Origin of the sequence: Wolbachia endosymbiont (group A) of Lasioglossum fulvicorne (genome assembly GCF_964028605.1) — a bacterium.
Taxonomy (GTDB): Bacteria; Pseudomonadota; Alphaproteobacteria; order Rickettsiales; family Anaplasmataceae; genus Wolbachia.
In genome coordinates this window covers 1,332,618-1,351,006 of the sequence record NZ_OZ034798.1, presented here as the reverse complement: position 1 = coordinate 1,351,006, position 18,389 = coordinate 1,332,618, and the positions used below count along the sequence as shown (strand labels likewise).

General features: G+C 34.5%; 20 protein-coding genes and 1 tRNA gene. 16 read left to right on the top strand and 5 right to left on the bottom strand.

Translation table 11 applies throughout. The annotated features are described in order from the left end of the window. The first annotated feature begins 20 nt into the window (after positions 1 to 20). Complete coding sequence (locus tag ABWU71_RS07465; RefSeq protein ID WP_353284416.1) at positions 21 to 1,361, top strand: M16 family metallopeptidase; 1,341 nt, start codon at positions 21 to 23, stop codon at positions 1,359 to 1,361. Then, positions 1,348 to 2,667, top strand: a complete 1,320-nt coding sequence (locus tag ABWU71_RS07460; protein WP_353284415.1) for a M16 family metallopeptidase — start codon at positions 1,348 to 1,350, stop codon at positions 2,665 to 2,667. Before ABWU71_RS07465 ends, ABWU71_RS07460 begins: the two co-directional genes overlap by 14 nt. Here the strand turns inward: ABWU71_RS07460 and purN are convergent. Together purN and ABWU71_RS07450 are read right to left on the bottom strand one after the other, a co-directional pair. Next, the gene (gene purN / locus ABWU71_RS07455) at positions 2,661 to 3,236 is read right to left on the bottom strand and encodes a phosphoribosylglycinamide formyltransferase (RefSeq protein WP_353284414.1); all 576 of its coding nucleotides are present in this window, start codon (positions 3,234 to 3,236) and stop codon (positions 2,661 to 2,663) included. The genes ABWU71_RS07460 and purN overlap by 7 nt on opposite strands. Before the next feature lie 122 nt (positions 3,237 to 3,358). Next, positions 3,359 to 4,218, bottom strand: a protein-coding gene (locus tag ABWU71_RS07450) for an IS630 family transposase (protein WP_353284076.1) whose coding sequence is annotated in 2 segments (ribosomal slippage) — positions 3,359 to 3,894 and positions 3,894 to 4,218 — 861 coding nt in all. Because the reading frame shifts where the segments join, the coding sequence is not laid out codon by codon here. A gap of 268 nt (positions 4,219 to 4,486) precedes the next feature. Here ABWU71_RS07450 and ABWU71_RS07445 point away from each other — a divergent pair. Further along, positions 4,487 to 4,903, top strand: a complete 417-nt coding sequence (locus ABWU71_RS07445; RefSeq protein WP_353284413.1) for a hypothetical protein — start codon at positions 4,487 to 4,489, stop codon at positions 4,901 to 4,903. Here the strand turns inward: ABWU71_RS07445 and ABWU71_RS07440 are convergent. Next, positions 4,896 to 5,426 (bottom strand): Na+/H+ antiporter subunit E, encoded by a 531-nt coding sequence (locus ABWU71_RS07440; RefSeq protein ID WP_353284412.1) that lies wholly within the window; start codon positions 5,424 to 5,426, stop codon positions 4,896 to 4,898. The two genes, ABWU71_RS07445 and ABWU71_RS07440, sit on opposite strands and share 8 nt — an antisense overlap. Positions 5,427 to 5,494: 68 nt before the next feature. Between ABWU71_RS07440 and ABWU71_RS07435 the strand changes: the two genes are divergently transcribed. From ABWU71_RS07435 to dapA, 13 genes are all read left to right on the top strand, one after another. Beyond that, positions 5,495 to 6,226, top strand: coding sequence for an ankyrin repeat domain-containing protein (locus ABWU71_RS07435; RefSeq protein WP_353284933.1), 732 nt, complete (start codon positions 5,495 to 5,497; stop codon positions 6,224 to 6,226). A 326-nt stretch (positions 6,227 to 6,552) separates the two neighbouring features. Then, positions 6,553 to 7,412, top strand: a protein-coding gene (locus ABWU71_RS07430; protein ID WP_353284076.1) for an IS630 family transposase whose coding sequence is annotated in 2 segments (ribosomal slippage) — positions 6,553 to 6,877 and positions 6,877 to 7,412 — 861 coding nt in all. Because the reading frame shifts where the segments join, the coding sequence is not laid out codon by codon here. Positions 7,413 to 7,427: 15 nt separating this feature from the next. After that, complete coding sequence (locus ABWU71_RS07425) at positions 7,428 to 7,631, top strand: hypothetical protein (protein WP_353284411.1); 204 nt, start codon at positions 7,428 to 7,430, stop codon at positions 7,629 to 7,631. Between the two features lie 120 nt (positions 7,632 to 7,751). Further along, entirely contained in the window at positions 7,752 to 8,201 is a 450-nt protein-coding gene (gene smpB, locus ABWU71_RS07420; protein WP_353284410.1) for an SsrA-binding protein SmpB, read from the top strand. Between the two features lie 6 nt (positions 8,202 to 8,207). Continuing rightward, positions 8,208 to 8,999: a prolipoprotein diacylglyceryl transferase gene (lgt, locus tag ABWU71_RS07415; RefSeq protein ID WP_353284409.1), complete on the top strand. Its 792-nt coding sequence runs from the start codon at positions 8,208 to 8,210 to the stop codon at positions 8,997 to 8,999. Positions 9,000 to 9,657: 658 nt separating this feature from the next. Continuing rightward, positions 9,658 to 9,972, top strand: coding sequence for a GIY-YIG nuclease family protein (locus tag ABWU71_RS07410; protein ID WP_353284932.1), 315 nt, complete (start codon positions 9,658 to 9,660; stop codon positions 9,970 to 9,972). A gap of 283 nt (positions 9,973 to 10,255) precedes the next feature. After that, a complete protein-coding gene (locus ABWU71_RS07405) occupies positions 10,256 to 12,001 on the top strand; it encodes a type I secretion system permease/ATPase (RefSeq protein WP_353284408.1) in 1,746 nt (581 codons plus the stop codon). A 361-nt stretch (positions 12,002 to 12,362) separates the two neighbouring features. Continuing rightward, a complete protein-coding gene (locus ABWU71_RS07400) occupies positions 12,363 to 13,802 on the top strand; it encodes a hypothetical protein (protein ID WP_353284407.1) in 1,440 nt (479 codons plus the stop codon). 4 nt (positions 13,803 to 13,806) lie between these two features. Next, entirely contained in the window at positions 13,807 to 14,415 is a 609-nt protein-coding gene (locus tag ABWU71_RS07395) for a hypothetical protein (protein WP_010082450.1), read from the top strand. A 4-nt stretch (positions 14,416 to 14,419) separates the two neighbouring features. Beyond that, entirely contained in the window at positions 14,420 to 15,235 is an 816-nt protein-coding gene (locus tag ABWU71_RS07390; protein ID WP_353284931.1) for a hypothetical protein, read from the top strand. A 140-nt stretch (positions 15,236 to 15,375) separates the two neighbouring features. Beyond that, positions 15,376 to 15,449: transfer RNA gene (locus ABWU71_RS07385), tRNA-Arg, on the top strand. Positions 15,450 to 15,516: 67 nt separating this feature from the next. Then, the gene (ssb, locus tag ABWU71_RS07380; protein ID WP_353284406.1) at positions 15,517 to 15,999 is read left to right on the top strand and encodes a single-stranded DNA-binding protein; all 483 of its coding nucleotides are present in this window, start codon (positions 15,517 to 15,519) and stop codon (positions 15,997 to 15,999) included. 9 nt (positions 16,000 to 16,008) lie between these two features. Next, complete coding sequence (gene dapA, locus ABWU71_RS07375; protein WP_353284405.1) at positions 16,009 to 16,962, top strand: 4-hydroxy-tetrahydrodipicolinate synthase; 954 nt, start codon at positions 16,009 to 16,011, stop codon at positions 16,960 to 16,962. Here the strand turns inward: dapA and ABWU71_RS07370 are convergent. Continuing rightward, the gene (locus ABWU71_RS07370) at positions 16,955 to 17,233 is read right to left on the bottom strand and encodes a hypothetical protein (RefSeq protein ID WP_353284404.1); all 279 of its coding nucleotides are present in this window, start codon (positions 17,231 to 17,233) and stop codon (positions 16,955 to 16,957) included. The two genes, dapA and ABWU71_RS07370, sit on opposite strands and share 8 nt — an antisense overlap. Further along, a protein-coding gene (locus ABWU71_RS07365) for an IS630 family transposase (protein ID WP_353284147.1) occupies positions 17,230 to 18,089 on the bottom strand; the annotation gives its coding sequence in 2 pieces (ribosomal slippage) (positions 17,230 to 17,765 and positions 17,765 to 18,089; 861 coding nt in all). The genes ABWU71_RS07370 and ABWU71_RS07365 overlap by 4 nt, the downstream gene beginning before the upstream one ends. Between the last annotated feature and the right edge of the window lie 300 nt (positions 18,090 to 18,389).

The following is an 18,389-nucleotide window of genomic DNA, read 5'->3' as shown; positions in this document are numbered from 1 at the left end:
TTTTATATTAGGTCGAAATAATGCTTCATAAGTTTTTTAGTTTTCTTATACTACCTGTACTTTTTTTTACTTACCCAATTTCTTCGAATGCTTTAAACATAGAGCACAACATAAAATATACTAAACTCAGTAACGGACTAGATGTTTATGTTGTTCCTAATCATCGGATTCCAGCCGTTTTACATGCAGTAATATACAAAGTTGGGGGAATGGATGATCCAATCGGCAAAGCAGGATTGGCTCACTACTTTGAACATTTAATGTTTGAAACTACAGGAAAGTTCACAGATATAGAAGCCACTATGAGTAGCATTGGGGCTCAATTTAACGCATTCACCACTAAAGAATATACCTGTTATTATGAGTTGGTACCCAAAAAAGATTTACCACTTGCAATGGAAGTTGAAGCAGATAGAATGGGCAGCTTTAATGTTACTCAAGACAAAATAGATAGAGAAAAAAACATCGTATTAGAGGAAAGAAAGATGAGATTTGATAATCATCCTAACAACTTGTTATGGGAAGAAATGAATAGTGCATTTTACCGTACTGGCTATGGCAGGTCTGTTATCGGCTGGGAGAGCGATATCAAAACTTACAATCAGGATGACATAACGAGGTTTCATGATAACTATTATCACTCCGGCAATGCAATATTACTGATTGTAGGTGATGTGGAACTTGATGAAGTAGTGAAATTAGCAGAAGAAAAATATGGAGAAATTAAAGCTAAGCCTGTAATGAGACATTACCCAAATCAGGATCCAGTACATAATGCAGGTTTATCAGTGATTTTAGAGAGCACTGAAGTAAAAGAACCAGTTTTATATTTTCGTTATCGTATTCCCTTATTTGGGCACATAAATGAAGCTTCTGCTGCTCATTTAGCGGTTGACATTTTAGGTGGCGGCAAGTCCAGCAAGTTATACAAAGATTTAGTTCTAGACAAAGACGTAGCGGTGTCTGTATTTGCTGAGTATGACAGCTTAACTTTTAGTGATGGCTACATTGATATTCAGGTCATTCCAAAAAGTGGCGTTAATTTAGATATTGTTGAAAGAGAGTTAGATAATGCTATTAATAACTTCATGTCTAAAGGAATAACGAATGAGGAGTTGCAAAGCTCAAAATATAGGTATAAGGCAGCACAATTTGATAATCTATCTAGCTTAGACAATATAGCATTTTTCTATGGCTCACACTTAGCGCTTGGTATTCCACTTGATGAAATAGATATTACGTACAGCAAAGTAAATGATGTTAATCTAGAGGATGTAAACAACAAAATTCGTACTATCTTTTCTTTCAATAAGTTAATTGGTCGTTTATTACCAAAAGGAGATGATAATGAGAATAAGTAAATTTGTACTTCTATTTTTTTTCTGCCTAAGCTTTAATTTACAAGCAAGTGGTAACTTAAATATAGAAGAGGTTACTACTCGTAAAGGATTTAAGTTTTTATTTGTTGAAAACTGTGATTTACCAAAAGTTTCACTAAATATATCGTTTAAAGATGCAGGTTATGCATATGAAAATGTAGAAAAACAAGGGCTTGCTTGGTTTACTTCTCTTATAGTTCAAGAAGGGGCAGGAAAAAATGATGCCAAAGATTTTGCGAAAAAGCTTGAAGATAAAGGGATTAGTATACGTTTTAGTGCTGGTTTAGAAACGTTTGGAGTTTCGTTGGACACTCTGTCTGAGAATTTAGAAGAAGGTGTTTCACTACTTAGCGACGCTATAACGCGTCCTAAAGTTGACTCTGAAGGGTTGAATAGAGTTTTCGAGAAAGCCAAAGTTGATTTTAATAATCTTGAAAAAAATCCTTTTTTTGTTGCTGGAAAAGAATTGGAAACGTTGTTATTTAAAACGCACCCTTACTCAAAAAGTGAATATGGAACTCTTGATACTATAACAAATATTACTAGAGACGATGTTTTAACATACATAAAGCGCAATTTTGCTAAAGATAACATAGTTATCAGTGTTGTTGGTTGCATAAAAAAAGAAGAAACTATTACATTATTAGATAAATATTTATCTAAATTACCATCAAAAAGATCGAAAGTTAGAAAAATACCTGTAAAAAATAATTTTGGTTCTGCAGAAAGTAAGAACATTTTTATGGATATACCACAGAGTGTGATACTTTTTGCTCAAAAAGGTATAGCTTATGAAGATCTTAATTATTATAACGCTAGTGTCTTGATTAATGCACTTGGTGGCATGGGATTGAATTCAATATTAATGAAAGAATTGAGACAAAATTTGGGTATTACTTATGGTGTTTATGCAAGTATTATTCCCAATAAACATGGGAACGTTATAGCTGGAAATATTAATACTGATAGTTCTACTGCCAGTCAATCAATATCAGCAATAAAAGATACGCTGAGCAAGGTTCGAAAAGAAGGAATTGATGAGCAGTTATTTCTGGATACGAAAATTAGTATGGTAAATTCCTATGTTTTCTCTATGTTTAACAATAACAGCATAGTTGCAAAACTAAATGATATTCAGACAAACAACCGCGATATTAACCATATGAATGATTTTGTAAGCTATATTAATGATGTTAAATTGGAAGAAGTGAACGAGTTAGCAAGTTCTTTACTAGATCCTGAAAATTTATTTTTTGTTGAAGTTGGAAAAAACGCTCAAGGTCAATAATTATTACAGTCATATATCTTCGCTATTGACCTTACTGCTTCTATATAACACTTATGCTCCTCAGCTAGAATGCGTTCTGAGAGGCTTTGAATATCATCATTTGGTAACACTGGCACAGCAACTTGAGCAATTATGGCTCCAGCATCAATTTCAGGAGTGACATAATGTACAGTACAACCTGTAATTTTTACACCTGCTTTTAGAGCTTGCTCTTGAGCGTTTAGGCCCTTAAAGGATGGAAGTAAAGAGGGATGAATATTTATAACCTTGTTATGCCATTTACTCAGAAAATCAGCTTTGAGAATTCTCATAAACCCTGCAAGGCAAATTAAATCAACCTTATGTTGAACAAGTATTTCGTGAATTTTATCAGCATCAAGTGGTTTATTATTAACAACAAACGTTGGAACTCCTGCTTGCTCTGCTGCTTTCAAACCAGTAGCTTCACTATTATTTGTGGTAACACATGCAACTTCTGCGGGAAAATTCTGATCTTGACATGCTTCTACCAAGGCCTGCATATTCGACCCCCTACCTGAAATTAGTATTCCGAGCTTTGTCTTTTTCATTATAGCACAGTTAATTTAAAATTTAGTTAATACTAACAAAACAGCTCAAAAGGAAAACTTATTTTATAGCACAGAAGGCAGACTAAACTCTTTATAGCATTTCTCATAATAGTCCGAACAGGTCATAAGAAGGCAGAATCAACAGCACGACGAAAGGATTCGAATAGAGGAATGTTTTTCCTAGCTCTGTTTTTTATAGCAAACCAATGATGCTCAATTTTGTTGAAATCTGGAGAATACGGCGGCAGATACAAAATTTCTGCACCAACTCCTCTAGCAAGCTCGATAATCTTACCAGACTTATGAAAAGTAGCATTGTCAAGAATGACAGTCTGTCCAGGTTCCAAGATCGGTGTCAAAAATTGCTCAAACCATCCATTAAAAACATCCATATTACAGTGGCCTTCAAAGGTTAATGGAGCAACTATCTTTCTTCTACTTAAGGCTGCAACCATACTGATTCGTTGAGTTTTCTTCCCAGATTTTAGGCCATAAAACCGCTGTCCTTTCTGGCAATACCCATATGGATAGTCCTCTGTGTTATCAATGCCAGACTCATCTATATAAACTAAGTTTTCTGGTTCTTTTGTTGCTATAATTTTTAAGAATTCAGCACGTTTTTCTTCGTTTCTTTCCTTGTATCCATATGTCTTTTTTTGCGCGTAAATCCAATTTTTCTGAGAGCTCGGTGGATCGTTTGGATACTAACGTTGCCCCAAAGTTTAGCCATTTCCGACAGAGTCTTTCCTCCGTTTTCTCTGGCAAATTTAGCAAAGGCATCCCAGTCGGTAATTTTGTGATTGTAACCTCCATTTCCAAGTTTTTTTGATTGAAAGTCTCCTGTTTCTTTTCTTCTTTGCTGCCACTCCCATAAAGTAGTTCGTCCAATTTTAAATCTTGCTGCCACTGTTTCTCTGCTTCCTCCCTCCTCTAGCGCTTCCATTGCTTTTTTCCTTAAGTCATAACTATATGCTGCTGGCACTCAACCTCCTTATCATCGTCTATCCTTATCTTATCACATCCGGACTTCTATGAAAAGAGCTATATATAAGTGGACCTCTAATTTTGGGTTTTGCTGGACAACACAAAAATAACACCCATGCACCAGCTTACACTAGCTTTAATGTTTAGATATTGTACTATTTTTGTACAATATACTACTATAAGTATATATTTTTGTAATCGCGTTATTATTTATTTAACAAAGTATTAGTATAATTTATTACACTGAATTAAATGGAGAAATTTCAATGAGTAAATTACCGAACAATGCAAAAATAGGTAAATCTCAGGTTACTCAGTGGGAGGTAATAAAAAATTGTGAATATGCTGATAATTGCTTGTCAAAAATAGTAACTTTATACGTTATTAGAATAACTCAGCTATCAGATTTTTATACGAGTGACGAACCTGAAATTAACACTGTTTTAGCAAGAATAAGCGTGACAAGTGAAAATGTATTTTTAAACAAGGCTACTACTATTGAAGTTATGGAAGGTATTTTTCCGTATAAATTCAACAGCAAGAAGAGAAATAACATATTAAGGTTAGAAGATTTATATAATTATTTATGTTCTATTGTTAACAATAGCCTTCCAAAAGAAATGCTTGAAAGTCTTGCAAGGGAATATAAGGATGCTGTTAACTTATTTAAAGCAATTACTTAACTGAACGTAGTATTTTTAAGATTTTATTTTCTATTTCAGAAATGCCGCTTTCAAGATCTTTATCTATCAAATACATGGTAGAGAAATATGTTTTCTGCTTACTTTCAACATTGATAGTTAAAGTTCCGGGAGTGATTGTGACTGAATTGGCAAATAACGCAATGCTTTCATCATTATGCCCTTTGCATTTTCTTAGGATAATGATTGGCTCAAGCTTAGATTTGAGTTGTAGCACCTTTTTTGTTACATAAACACTTGATAAAATGATTTGGTACATTAACCATGGTATATAACTTACTAACTTATAAAACGACAGTCTACTCGTACCATTTAAAATCTGGCTAAGAGCTCTTTCAGCGTTTATCAACCTTCTAAAGATAAACAATGTGAATATAGAGGAAAACACTCCACAAAAAATAAAAAACGGCTCAAAATAACCAGACAATACAGTCCATAGAACAAATAAAGTCATAAACGAAAGAGAAAAAAACTTGATTTCCTTCCTAAAGTTGAGGTTTTTCATAGTCTGTAATATAACTTAAATGACTCTTTAAGGAAAGATAATAACGAATATTTAGGTTATTGACTTCTATGTTAAAAGATATAACAACTAAGTTATGTATTTTAAGTGAGGAAGTTATGGAATATAACAAATTTATGGAAATATTAAAAAAAATAAATGACCTTTCAGATTTGAGCAAGGACAATATAGTTGAAAAAATAAAAGCTAAGTTACAAGAAGAAGATCCAGATTTATGTCAAAAGTGGGAAGAGAGTAAATCTGACAACGGCAGTGGATCTGGCATAAATTACATATTCACTATATCTCGTGGTCAAAATTCTAAGGAAGTCAAATTGTTACATCTTGCTTCTTATTGGAACTGTGCAAATGTAGCAAAAGCTCTGACTGAAAACGGGGCAGATATTAATGCAGAATATGATAATAAAATTACTCCTTTACATATTGCTGCTCACTATGGCCACGAAGATGTAGTAACCATTCTAACTGGAAAAGGAGCAAATGTTAATGCAAAAAATAGTGATGGATGGACTCCTTTACATTTTGCTGTTGAAAAGAACCACGAAAATGTAGTAAACACTCTAATTGGAAAAGGAGCAAATGTTAATGCAGAAAATGATAAAGGATGGGCTCCTTTACATCTTGCTATTACAAATGGCTACAAAGAGATAGTACAAGTTCTATCAAAAGCAGAAGGAATCAACGTTGATGCAAAAAATAGTGATGGATGTACTCCTTTACATATTGCTGCTGAAAAGGGCAAGATAGAAGTGGTGAAAGCTCTGCTAGAAGCTGGAGCATAACCTTCATTAAAAGATGTTGATGGAGAAACGCCAAGAGACCTTACTAAAGATCAAGGTATAGTTCAGCTTTTAAAGGAAGCGGAAGAAAAACGGACGTTAAAAAATGAGAATAAAAAAACGCCAAAGGATCTTACTGAAAATAAAGATGTAATGCAGCTTCCAGAGAAAAAGGAAGAAAAACAGGTTGGAAAAAATGCAATTGTGAAAGAAAAAGAACAGTCTGCAAAAAATGCAATTGTAAAAGGTGTTATTGTGTGTTTTGTATAGCTCTTTTCATAGAAGTCCGGATGTGATAAGATAAGGATAGACGATGATAAGGAGGTTGAGTGCCAGCAGCATATAGTTATGACTTAAGGAAAAAAGCAATGGAAGCGCTAGAGGAGGGAGGAAGCAGAGAAACAGTGGCAGCAAGATTTAAAATTGGACGAACTACTTTATGGGAGTGGCAGCAAAGAAGAAAAGAAACAGGAGACTTTCAATCAAAAAAACTTGGAAATGGAGGTTACAATCACAAAATCACCGACTGGGATGCCTTTGCTAAATTTGCCAGAGAAAACGGAGGAAAGACTCTGTCGGAAATGGCTAAACTTTGGGGCAACGTTAGTATCCAAACGATCCACCGAGCTCTCAGAAAAATTGGATTTACGCGCAAAAAAAGACATATGGATATAAGGAAAGAAACGAAGAAAAACGTGCTGAATTCTTAAAAATTATAGCAACAAAAGAACCAGAAAACTTAGTTTATATAGATGAGTCTGGCATTGATAACACAGAGGACTATCCATATGGGTATTGCCAGAAAGGACAGCGGTTTTATGGCCTAAAATCTGGAAAGAAAACTCAACGAATCAGTATGGTTGCAGCCTTAAGTAGAAGAAAGATAGTTGCTCCATTAACCTTTGAAGGCCACTGTAATATGGATGTTTTTAATGGATGGTTTGAGCAATTTTTGACACCGATCTTGGAACCTGGACAGACTGTCATTCTTGACAATGCTACTTTTCATAAGTCTGGTAAGATTATCGAGCTTGCTAGAGGAGTTGGTGCAGAAATTTTGTATCTGCCGCCGTATTCTCCAGATTTCAACAAAATTGAGCATCATTGGTTTGCTATAAAAAACAGAGCTAGGAAAAACATTCCTCTATTCGAATCCTTTCGTCGTGCTGTTGATTCTGCCTTCCTATGACCTGTTCGGACTATTATGAGAAATGCTATAACTGCAGTGATAGTTGGTGTTGCACTTGCATTTGCTACTGCCCTATCTGTACCAGCAATAATTGGGCTAGCTGCAGGATCTGCGCTCATAGTTGGTGCTGGTCAATATATAATGTCAAAGCCTAAAACTAAAATGAAAGGAGTAAAGCAGGAACTTGTGCCTAGAGGGACAGAAAAAGCACTTACTTGATTTTTGTTATCCTGTTGCTATCAGACTAGCCTGGCACCTTATATTTATTGGGATAACTGTTTTATTATGAATTAAGTCAAAAACTCTGTAATATATTGAAGCTTAAAGATCTCTTTAGATATGGAAGTTATTGCAGAAAATAGGAAAGCAAGGTTTGAATATTTCATCTTAGAAGAATTTGAAGCGGGTATGGTCTTATTAAGCAGTGAAGTTAAATCGCTAAGAGAAAGAAAAGTAAATATTTCTGACGCTTACGTTATTGAAAAAAATGGTGAAATATGGCTACATAACATGCACATTGCAGAATATAAAGCTGCGAACAAAAAAAATCATAAGCCAAAAAGGGAACGTAAATTACTCTTGCATAAAAAGGAGATAAACAAACTAATTGGTCAAATCAAGACTGCTGGGATAACTGTTGTGCCGCTTTCGGTCTATTTTAACGATAAAGGATTTGCAAAAACTAAAATTGCCATTGTAAAAGGAAAAAAACTCTACGATAAGAGAGCAACCATAAAACAGAGAGAGTGGGATCGTGAAAAAAGTAGATTGTCTAAGAATAATTTATAGCAAAATATGTCTTTAAATCCAGTAATTTTCAGCATCGGTCCTGTTTCTATATATTGGTATTCCTTAGCTTACGTTTTGGGTATAGTGTTTGCATATTGGTATTTACATAAGCTAGATGACCAAAAAATATTTACTAAGAATTTTTACGATTCGTTATTAACAGCCACTATTGTAGGTATTATCCTTGGAGGCAGACTTGGCTACGTATTGATATATGATCCAGTTCTTTATATAAGCAACCCTATCGAGATATTGAAGACCTGGGAAGGAGGAATGTCATTTCATGGTGGTGCTATAGGAGTTTTGCTTGCAGTAATAATTTCGTGTAAAAGACATAACATTCCTATATTTTATGCACTGGACCTAATTTCTTGCGGAGTTCCCATAGGTTTATTTTTAGGTCGCATAGGCAATTTTATAAACGGAGAGTTATTTGGCAGAGTTACAACTATGCCATGGGGTATGGTATTTCCAGAGAGTGGTGATAATTTGCTGCGTCATCCAAGCCAGCTTTATGAGGCACTTTTTGAAGGACTGCTACTTTTTGCAGTTGCAAATTCACTGTTTTTCTTGACTAGAATAAGACTGTATCACGGTGCGTTAACTGGTATTGCAGTTATGTGGTATGGAATAGCACGTTTTTTCGTTGAGTTTTTTCGCGAACCAGACTATCAAATTGGCTATTTGTGGCTTGATTTAACTATGGGGCAGTTGCTTTCTATACCTATGGTTTTGCTAGGAATGCTTGTATATCTAGGCGCATTAAATTTAAAATTTAATATGAAATCTGTTACATAGAGGAAAGGTAAGTTTAATAGAAAAATGTAGCCAGAAGCCCCACATTATGCACAATTGTACGAATTTTCTGCGTTGCAGTAGAATGAATGTGAGGTCCGGTGTCATTCCAGCGCGTGACGCTAGGCCATAAAAATTCCTTGACACCCTTGGCCAGCCCCCTTACCATGGCAGTGAAGGTATTCATTTATCTTCAATCTGTGCAGATTAAACGACAACAGTATTACGTAATTGGCGTCTTATTTTTAATTTTTTGCACTATGCACACTTTGCGTCTTCACAACATTTCTGGGTTTTTACCTATATAAGCTGAAACGCGCTTATAAAGCGTTTAAGACAGTATAGAAAGCCAATTTGCAGGATTAGAGAGTGACAACTAGCTAATACGGGATTTCTTTTGCCTTTTTTTCTGCTTAGTAAATTTCTTAAACATTCAAACTAAGGTGAGTTGCATTTAAAAGCAGCTAAATTGCAGTGTTTAAGACTTAAAAAACGCCAATGTTCTAAAATAGATATTAGCCGGGGCTTCTTTTGCCTTTTTTTCCATTTGGTAAATTTCTTAATGTTTATGGCTAAAGATTACACGAATGTTGCAATTACAAAAAAGATTTCTACTAGGGTGTCATCCCAGTGCTTGACACTGGGATCCAGGTTACTATATATGAAAAGTTATTATATTTATATACTTACAAGTGAACGAAATGGAACCCTGTATATAGGTATAACATCAAATTTAATTAAACGAATTTGGGAGCATAAAAGCAAAGCCATTTCCGGTTTCACGTCAAAGTACAATGTTGGTAAATTAGTCTACTTTGAGGAGTTTCAAGACATAAATTTAGCAATTAGTAAAGAAAAGCTTCTAAAAAGCTGGCAGAGAAAATGGAAAATAAACTTAATTGAAAAAACAAATCAAGAATGGAAAGATTTATATGATGAAATCGTATCTGGATTCCAGTGTCAAGCACTGGAATGACACCATTTGTTATGCAAATTACCTTTGCACAACAAATGTTCGTACAGCTGTGTGTCACGCACTTTGCTTCAATATTTGCACATTAGCCACTCCCCTGAACAGGTACCTCAATTTTGAATTAGGCAATGAAGGAAATATTAACTATACTTCTTTTTACCATTGTTTATATTTCCTATTCACATATATTAATATTTTACTCACTTAAAGTAAGCTAACTACCGTTATTAATATTTTTGTAATAAAAATTGTATATGGTGCATGTAATCAAATTAAGAGGAAGATTGTGGAAATTACGCCATCAATAAAAAAAGAATTGAAGCAAAGTACTCTATATATTTGCCTAGAAAAATGCAAAAGTGCATTTTGGTTTATCTTTTGGTTTAGTGCGGGAATCAATTTATTAATGTTATTCCTACCACTTTATACCTCTCAAGTGCTTGATCGGGTGATATCGAGCGAAAGTGTATCAACACTAACTATGCTGACAATTATCACTTTATCTGCATTTGCATGTTCTGCAATGCTTGAAACTTGTCGATATTTAGCCATGGCGAAGATAGGTGATTGGATTGATAAAACTGCAACACCAGATCTGATAGTAAGGTCAATTAGATTAACATCAGTGCAGAGCTCAACTTCAAGTGGTGAAGCAATACGAGATCTCGGAGTGATAAAAAATTTCATTACAGGAAATGGCATATTCTCACTGTTTGATACTCCGTGGTCGTTAATTTACCTTGTTGTGATTTTCATGATACATACCTCCACGGGGTTTATAGCTATTACTGGAATCATTATATTAGTCTCTATGGCAATATGGAATGAACTTGCCACTAAACGAATATTACAAGAAACCAACGAAGAAACTATACGGAATATCAATGCTATAGATGTTGCAACAAGAAATGCAGAAGTGGTTGAAGCTATGGGCATGTCAGAATTCATAGTCTCTGATTGGTGTAAACGAAATGATCAGAATCGAGCAATGCAAATTAAAGCACAAAATCGCTCTAATGTAATTACTGGAATCACTAAATTTTTGCGCTCAACTCTGCAAATATCAGTAATTGGAACAGGTGCATTACTTGCAATCACAGCTCATAAGACTGCCGGTAGCATCATCGCTGCTTCAATTTTAATGGGTAGAGTATTAGCACCATTTGATGCTGCGGTTCATACTTGGAAGTTTTTAAATCAGGCTAGAATGTCATATGGAAGGCTACAAAGACTTATATTAACATCGCCAAAAAGAGAGCAAACGATGGCTCTACCAGAACCTGAAGGAAAATTGGAGTTTGATAGAGTATTTTTTACTCCTTATGGAAGCAATAAGCCGACAGTAAAAGGAATATCATTTGTAATAGAACCAGGGGACGTAGTTGGTGTGATTGGTGCAAGTGCTTCTGGTAAATCCACTATCGCAAAATTAACTGTTGGTGTATGGAAGCCAATATCTGGTGTAGTCAGACTAGATGGCGCTGATGTATATACTTGGAATCGAGAAAATTTTGGTAATTATGTTGGCTACTTACCTCAGGATATTGAGTTATTTAACACTAGTGTTAAAGCTAATATTGCTCGCATGAGGCCAGATCCAAATCCTGAAGAAATAATCAAAGCAGCAAAAATTGCAGGGATACATGAACTAATACTAAGCTTACCAAATGGATATGATACAACAATAGGAGGTCCTGGAGGAGTAACGCTCTCTGGCGGCCAAAAACAGCTTCTTGGACTTGCCAGAGCTTTTTACGGTCACACAAAACTTTTAGTACTTGATGAACCAAACGCTAACTTAGATAGCAATGGAGAGGCATGCTTAATTAATGCAATTGGCATTGCAAGAAAACAAAATACTACTACTGTTATCATCACTCACAAGCTACCGTTATTGTCCGTAGTTGATAAGGTGATCCTCATGTCAGATGGTGTCATTTACGCTATGGGACCAAAAGATGAGATTTTGAGCAAATTAGTTGCTCCATCATCAAATACCACAGAAGATGAGCGCTCTTCAGCAAATGGTTAGTTTACTTACACTAAATTCTGTATCTGAAATAACAACTGTTCCAGAAAAATATATATTTCTTTACCATTAGAAATAATATTACAAGAATAGTAAATAGATTAATAACTCTTATTAATTAAAGTTAATCGGCAGATATAGCTAAAGTGGCTTAGGTTTACCTACAATTTGAAAAACAACAAATTCGTCTTAATGAATTTTCTTAATTTATTATCTAAATAGCTTAATATTAGTAGTAATTTTATAAAAAAATTATAATATAAATAATGTTGCTGCGAAAATTTATAACAATATTTCCCTCTAACGTTTAATGAATTTCAATAAATTGCCTTTTTAATTCTAGATAAGTATATGCTTTGTTAATATGTTTAGTTCAAAATCCAAAAGTAAGTTTATGCTTTCTATTGGAGAAGAAGGCATAATGTTACTATATTTTAAAAATAATACTTTAAATAAAAGGTATTTTGCTAAGGGCAAAAACGATAAAGCAGTTTCCGATTTAATTTCATGTCTTTCGTCAGATAAAAAAGCACCTTTATACCTGGTGCTTAATCATGCAGATCAAAATTACTCGCTACAGTTTATTACAAGGGCAAACAAGATTAGTGCCTATCTATCAGCAAAAACAAAGATGGAGCATTTTTCTCGTAATAATGACATAAGTTCAGTTTTTTTGGTTGAGAAGCCAAACAAATTCAATCAAAACTGGTGCTATCTTCTTGTTTCATCAAAAGCAAAGCATTTAGTAGAATATTGGTTGAATGTGTTTATTGAGATAGGCTACAACTTTAAGGGAATATTAATGTTTCCTATAGAAATAAGTAATATAACAAAAAAGATTTTACATAAAGATCTTAATAATTGGAAAATTATAGTTGCTGCAACTAAAACGGGAGGCTATAGACAAGTGGTTCTTAAAGAGAATAAAATGGTATTTACGCGTTTAACATCATTTACTCATGATAATTTACCAGGAATTATCGCTGGTGGAATATATCAGGAAGTGCAAGATACTATTCGATCCTTAACTAAGTTTGGGTTTGAAAAAAATAACCCTATCGACCTTTGCATCATAGTGTCAGAAGATATTAAAGCTAGTTTATCAGTCATAAATTTTTCAGAGAACAGTGTGAACATATTAACTCCATATGAGTTAGGCAAACTATTAGGAGCAGAACTAGCTATAAGTGAAAAAGATAACTTTTGCGATACCATAATTTTGTTTCATAGCTTTAAGAATAAATTAGCAGCTATTTTTAATACAAAGGAAACTAAAGAATTTTATCTATTCAATTACCTTTATTTAAACTCTCCTCGAATTTTTCTATACTTCGCCCTGGTTTTAGTTATAACAAACACCCTTTGTTTGCTAAATTTGTATTTAAACTTCAATGTCGCTGATAATTTATCAGCAAAGCAGAACACCTTAAATAACCAATTAACAAAACTTAGCCAAAGCTATAATGTAAAAAAAATAGATGAAATTTATGATTTTATTAATATCAATAATATTTTATCAAAAATAGAATACTCTCCTCTTACACAAGTTAAGTATGTAGAAAAGTTAAAAGTACCAGGTATAGAGCTTCGATCATTTGAATGGAATTATAATGAGGCAAAAAGTTATATTACCACAACTTTAAAGTTTAATTTTCAATCCGGTAAAAATATTTCTCATCAATACGAGAAACTACGAAAAAATTTAAACGATAATTTTCGTACCTACGACATTAATATTTCTAGCTTACCTGCTGCTAAAGGGCAAAATCTATCTATTGATGTTGAAATAGGAGAGGCAATGTAGATTAATGACTATCTCTCAATTAAAAAGAAAAGCTACAATTCAGTTTATATCGTATTTGTTATTATCTGTTGGATTAATAGGGTTATTAACATATGTTGTTATCTATAACGAAAAGATTTATAATAAAAACCAAATTGCGATTGATAAAATACGTTCTATTAATTTACAGATTACTGGAATTCAAAAAAAGGAAGTTGTTCTAAATAAAAACCTAGATTTATGGAAAAAAATTTCTTCTTCAAATTTACACAGTAGCAGATACATTGCAAATTTAAATTTCGAGCTTAGCAAGTTATATAAAAAGTACTATATATTAGAACCTGAAATATCAATTTCTATACCCGAAGAAGTTGAACTCCACAATAAAAGTGAACGCACAAAAGTAATAAAAAGTGAAGTGATCCTAAATTTAAGCTCAATCAGCGATAAGCATATTTTTTTATTTCTACAGTCTATTCCAAATCTGCCCGGTTATGTTATGATCAAATCTCTTATTTTAAATAAGCAGAGAAATATTGATGCTGCAACTATGAATCAGATTTTGAATGGTAATATGATAGAGATAGTGAGAGCTAATATAGTCTTTGATTGGTATACTATATTAAGTAGATAAGGTGATGAACATAAAGCTGTTTTTTATTTTTACGCTACTCATTTCCAATGTTAATGCATATTGCAGTTGTGAAGATATCATAGAAAGCATAGAAATTTGTAAGGAGTATTCTTGCCGACAATATATTGGCAATGAAGATTTTATTGAGCATAAAATATTAGGATTAAATAGTGGAAATTTATGCGTATATATAGAAAAACAAGGTAATGATGAAATGGTTTGTCATCATTCTCAGTATGGAATGATGATAGAAAAAAGATATTTTGAAAGTATTCTTAAAGTTGGCAATCAAGAAATCGATGATTTTATTGATATAGCAAATTTGCGTGCAAAAGAGTGTTTCTTTATTAACAATCAAAAACTAAGCTATACAGATCGGGACGATATAATAAGAGAAGCAGTGGAAAGTGACTTTGACGTTTTGTCACAATATAGTAACGTAAAAAGCATTTTTTTTGATGAAGAGCCAGTTAATAGAATGGTCAATGAAATGGAAAAGTTCAATTTACGATCTTCAAGAGCTGCAAAAGAGGAGGTATTAGATAATTTCAACGGTAAGGTAGTGAGTTTAGACTCAATTTTATATCTTTCTCCCGATACATGGAAAATATGGGTAAATGGAAAGCTGTTTATAAATACTAAGGATTTAAAAGTGCACTCAGTCACTGAAAATTATGTAACTTTTGTATGGACCGTAGATCAAAAAGCAATAAAAAAGCATGCGAACGATTCTCAAAATGTATATTTTGGATATGGGAGTATTATGTTTACGCTTTATCCAAAACAAAAATTTGACTTGGATAGCTTATCTATTAAATAATTTAGTATATAGCCAAAGTGACTTACGACAATTTGAAAAACCGTCATCCCGCTGCTTGTTAGCTGATGAGATACCGCGGCGGTATATGTGACGGTCCGCTACGTGTTAGCGGGATCTAGAGATACCGCGGGTCTATACATGCGCTTGTAGCTCAGTTGGATAGAGCGTTGCCCTCCGGAGGCAAAGGCCGTGGGTTCGAATCCCTCCAAGCGCACTTTTAATAAAATTTGACAATAGTACTTCCATATAAGATAATAAGGGGATTTATTTAGAACATAATTATGTCTGGTGGTACCATAAACAAAGTCATACTAGTTGGTAATTTAGGAAAAGATCCTGAAATTAGGACTACACAAAATGGAAAAGAAATGGCAAGTTTTTCAATAGCTACATCTGAAAGTTGGGCTGACAAACTTTCCGGTATGCGCTCTGAAAAGACAGAGTGGCATAATATCGTAATTTTTAGTGAAGGATTAGTAAAAATCGTCAAAGATTTTGCACGTAAAGGCAGTAAAGTTTATGTTGAAGGTTCTTTGAAAACTAGAAAATGGACTGACCAAAACGGTGGTGAAAGATACACAACAGAGGTGGTTCTATATAATTTTAATAGCGCTCTTACTCTCTTGGACTCACGAAATAGTGCGCCAAATCCTGATTACAAGCCAAGTGAATACAAACAAGGTGAAACAGAACAAAAAGATAAACACGAAAGTTTTGACAACGATATAAAAGATGAACTACTCGACGATGAAATACCATTTTAACAATTTAAATTGAAATCTACATTTTTATGGACTGCTTGTGTTACTCCATTTAATTGCAATGGAGATAGCATAGATTATAGCGGTTTGCAGCATTTACTGACAATACAAGTTAAAGCTGAAAATGGTGTAGTGTTGCTGGGTAGCACCGGTGAAAGCCTATCGCTTTCTGATTCTGAAAAGCGCACATTAGTTGAATTCGTATGTAAGCTAAAATTAAATACGAAAATTATAATTGGTGTACCAGGGGTGAGTCTATATCAAACTCTTGAATGGCTTGATTTTTGCAAGGGTATGCCTATTCACGGCTATCTAATGACAACTCCCATTTATGCAAAGCCCGGAATTATGGGGCAGACTTTATGGTTTGAAAAGCTACTTGAAAAAGCACATGTGCCAGCTATGCTTTATAATATTCCATCAAGAGCAGGAGTCTGTCTTCACGCTGAAACTGTACGCAACTTATCCAGCCACGAAAAATTTTGGGCTATCAAAGATTCAAGTGGCACTGTTGATACTTTAGCTCAGTATAAGAAAGTTGCACCAAATATTGAGGTCTTTTGCGGAGATGATAATATGATATCTGATATGGCAGCTTATGGTGCGGCTGGCCTGGTTTCCGTTGCTTCCAATGTTTGGCCACGCATAGCGCATGAATATGTTAAGAAATGTCTGAACGACGAACTCTCTTCACTGTCATTCCAGCGCATGACGCTGGAATCCAGAAGGAAACCTGTTCAAATGACAGGAAATGACATGAAAAGTTCAACAGATATCTGGCAACAAGCTTGCAAAGCTCTATTTATTGCCAGCAACCCAATACCCACTAAAGCACTTTTGCATGATATTGGGCTCATAGAACACAAAACTGTCCGCCTACCACTCAGCACAGAAGACTTGCCTTCCGTTGGAATACTAAGGCAAGTGAATGAAATGATTCTTGGATGGAAAGAACTGACTAATTAGTAGGACAAGGATTACGACCTGTACCAGTACCAGCAGCTTTCACATCATCAAACGAGCTACCTGGCTGCTTACTTCCTTCTGGAAAAAAGCACTCAATTGCTTTGTCAATCAATAATTTTAAAGGAATACCAGCAACTGCAATTGCTATAAAGGTTAAAGCACCTATAGCTGCAGGTGATGTGAAACCAAGAGCAACTAAACCTGCTCCGATTCCAAAAGAAATACCAATTGAGATAATATAGCATTTCTCATAATAGTCCGAACAGGTCATAGGAAGGCAGAATCAACAGCACGACGAAAGGATTCGAATAGAGGAATGTTTTTCCTAGCTCTGTTTTTTATAGCAAACCAATGATGCTCAATTTTGTTGAAATCTGGAGAATACGGCGGCAGATACAAAATTTCTGCACCAACTCCTCTAGCAAGCTCGATAATCTTACCAGACTTATGAAAAGTAGCATTGTCAAGAATGACAGTCTGTCCAGGTTCCAAGATCGGTGTCAAAAATTGCTCAAACCATCCATTAAAAACATCCATATTACAGTGGCCTTCAAAGGTTAATGGAGCAACTATCTTTCTTCTACTTAAGGCTGCAACCATACTGATTCGTTGAGTTTTCTTTCCAGATTTTAGGCCATAAAACCGCTGTCCTTTCTGGCAATACCCATATGGATAGTCCTCTGTGTTATCAATGCCAGACTCATCTATATAAACTAAGTTTTCTGGTTCTTTTGTTGCTATAATTTTTAAGAATTCAGCACGTTTTTCTTCGTTTCTTTCCTTGTATCCATATGTCTTTTTTTGCGCGTAAATCCAATTTTTCTGAGAGCTCGGTGGATCGTTCGGATACTAACGTTGCCCCAAAGTTTAGCCATTTCCGACAGAGTCTTTCCTCCGTTCTCTCTGGCAAATTTAGCAAAGGCATCCCAGTCGGTAATTTTGTGATTGTAACCTCCATTTCCAAGTTTTTTTGATTGAAAGTCTCCTGTTTCTTTTCTTCTTTGCTGCCACTCCCATAAAGTAGTTCGTCCAATTTTAAATCTTGCTGCCACTGTTTCTCTGCTTCCTCCCTCCTCTAGCGCTTCCATTGCTTTTTTCCTTAAGTCATAACTATATGCTGCTGGCACTCAACCTCCTTATCATCGTCTATCCTTATCTTATCACATCCGGACTTCTATGAAAAGAGCTATACTATGTACTAAAATATCGGCGTTTTTTTATTCTAAAACGCTTGATCAAGAGCGATTTAGCTGCTTTTAACTTGCAACTAACCTACACCGCAAGTGTTTAAGAAATTTACTAAGCAGGAAAAAAGGCAAAGAAACCCCGTAGTAGCTAGTATTCAAATTCTCCCTTGTCAATTTGACGTTTTTTGCTGTCTTAAACGCTTTGTAAGCGCGTTTCGGCTTATATAGGTAAAAACCTAA

Excerpts from the sequence above, each read along its gene's own strand:
- ABWU71_RS07465 (WP_353284416.1), top strand. The coding sequence starts at position 21 with ATGCTTCATAAGTTTTTTAGTTTTCTTATACTACCTGTACTTTTTTTT.
- ABWU71_RS07460 (WP_353284415.1), top strand. The coding sequence starts at position 1,348 with ATGAGAATAAGTAAATTTGTACTTCTATTTTTTTTCTGCCTAAGCTTT.
- purN (WP_353284414.1), bottom strand. The coding sequence starts at position 3,236 with ATGAAAAAGACAAAGCTCGGAATACTAATTTCAGGTAGGGGGTCGAAT.
- ABWU71_RS07445 (WP_353284413.1), top strand. The coding sequence starts at position 4,487 with ATGAGTAAATTACCGAACAATGCAAAAATAGGTAAATCTCAGGTTACT.
- ABWU71_RS07440 (WP_353284412.1), bottom strand. The coding sequence starts at position 5,426 with ATGAAAAACCTCAACTTTAGGAAGGAAATCAAGTTTTTTTCTCTTTCG.
- ABWU71_RS07435 (WP_353284933.1), top strand. The coding sequence starts at position 5,495 with ATGTTAAAAGATATAACAACTAAGTTATGTATTTTAAGTGAGGAAGTT.
- ABWU71_RS07425 (WP_353284411.1), top strand. The coding sequence starts at position 7,428 with ATGAGAAATGCTATAACTGCAGTGATAGTTGGTGTTGCACTTGCATTT.
- smpB (WP_353284410.1), top strand. The coding sequence starts at position 7,752 with ATGGAAGTTATTGCAGAAAATAGGAAAGCAAGGTTTGAATATTTCATC.
- lgt (WP_353284409.1), top strand. The coding sequence starts at position 8,208 with ATGTCTTTAAATCCAGTAATTTTCAGCATCGGTCCTGTTTCTATATAT.
- ABWU71_RS07410 (WP_353284932.1), top strand. The coding sequence starts at position 9,658 with ATGAAAAGTTATTATATTTATATACTTACAAGTGAACGAAATGGAACC.
- ABWU71_RS07400 (WP_353284407.1), top strand. The coding sequence starts at position 12,363 with ATGTTTAGTTCAAAATCCAAAAGTAAGTTTATGCTTTCTATTGGAGAA.
- ABWU71_RS07395 (WP_010082450.1), top strand. The coding sequence starts at position 13,807 with ATGACTATCTCTCAATTAAAAAGAAAAGCTACAATTCAGTTTATATCG.
- ABWU71_RS07390 (WP_353284931.1), top strand. The coding sequence starts at position 14,420 with ATGAACATAAAGCTGTTTTTTATTTTTACGCTACTCATTTCCAATGTT.
- ssb (WP_353284406.1), top strand. The coding sequence starts at position 15,517 with ATGTCTGGTGGTACCATAAACAAAGTCATACTAGTTGGTAATTTAGGA.
- ABWU71_RS07370 (WP_353284404.1), bottom strand. The coding sequence starts at position 17,233 with ATGACCTGTTCGGACTATTATGAGAAATGCTATATTATCTCAATTGGT.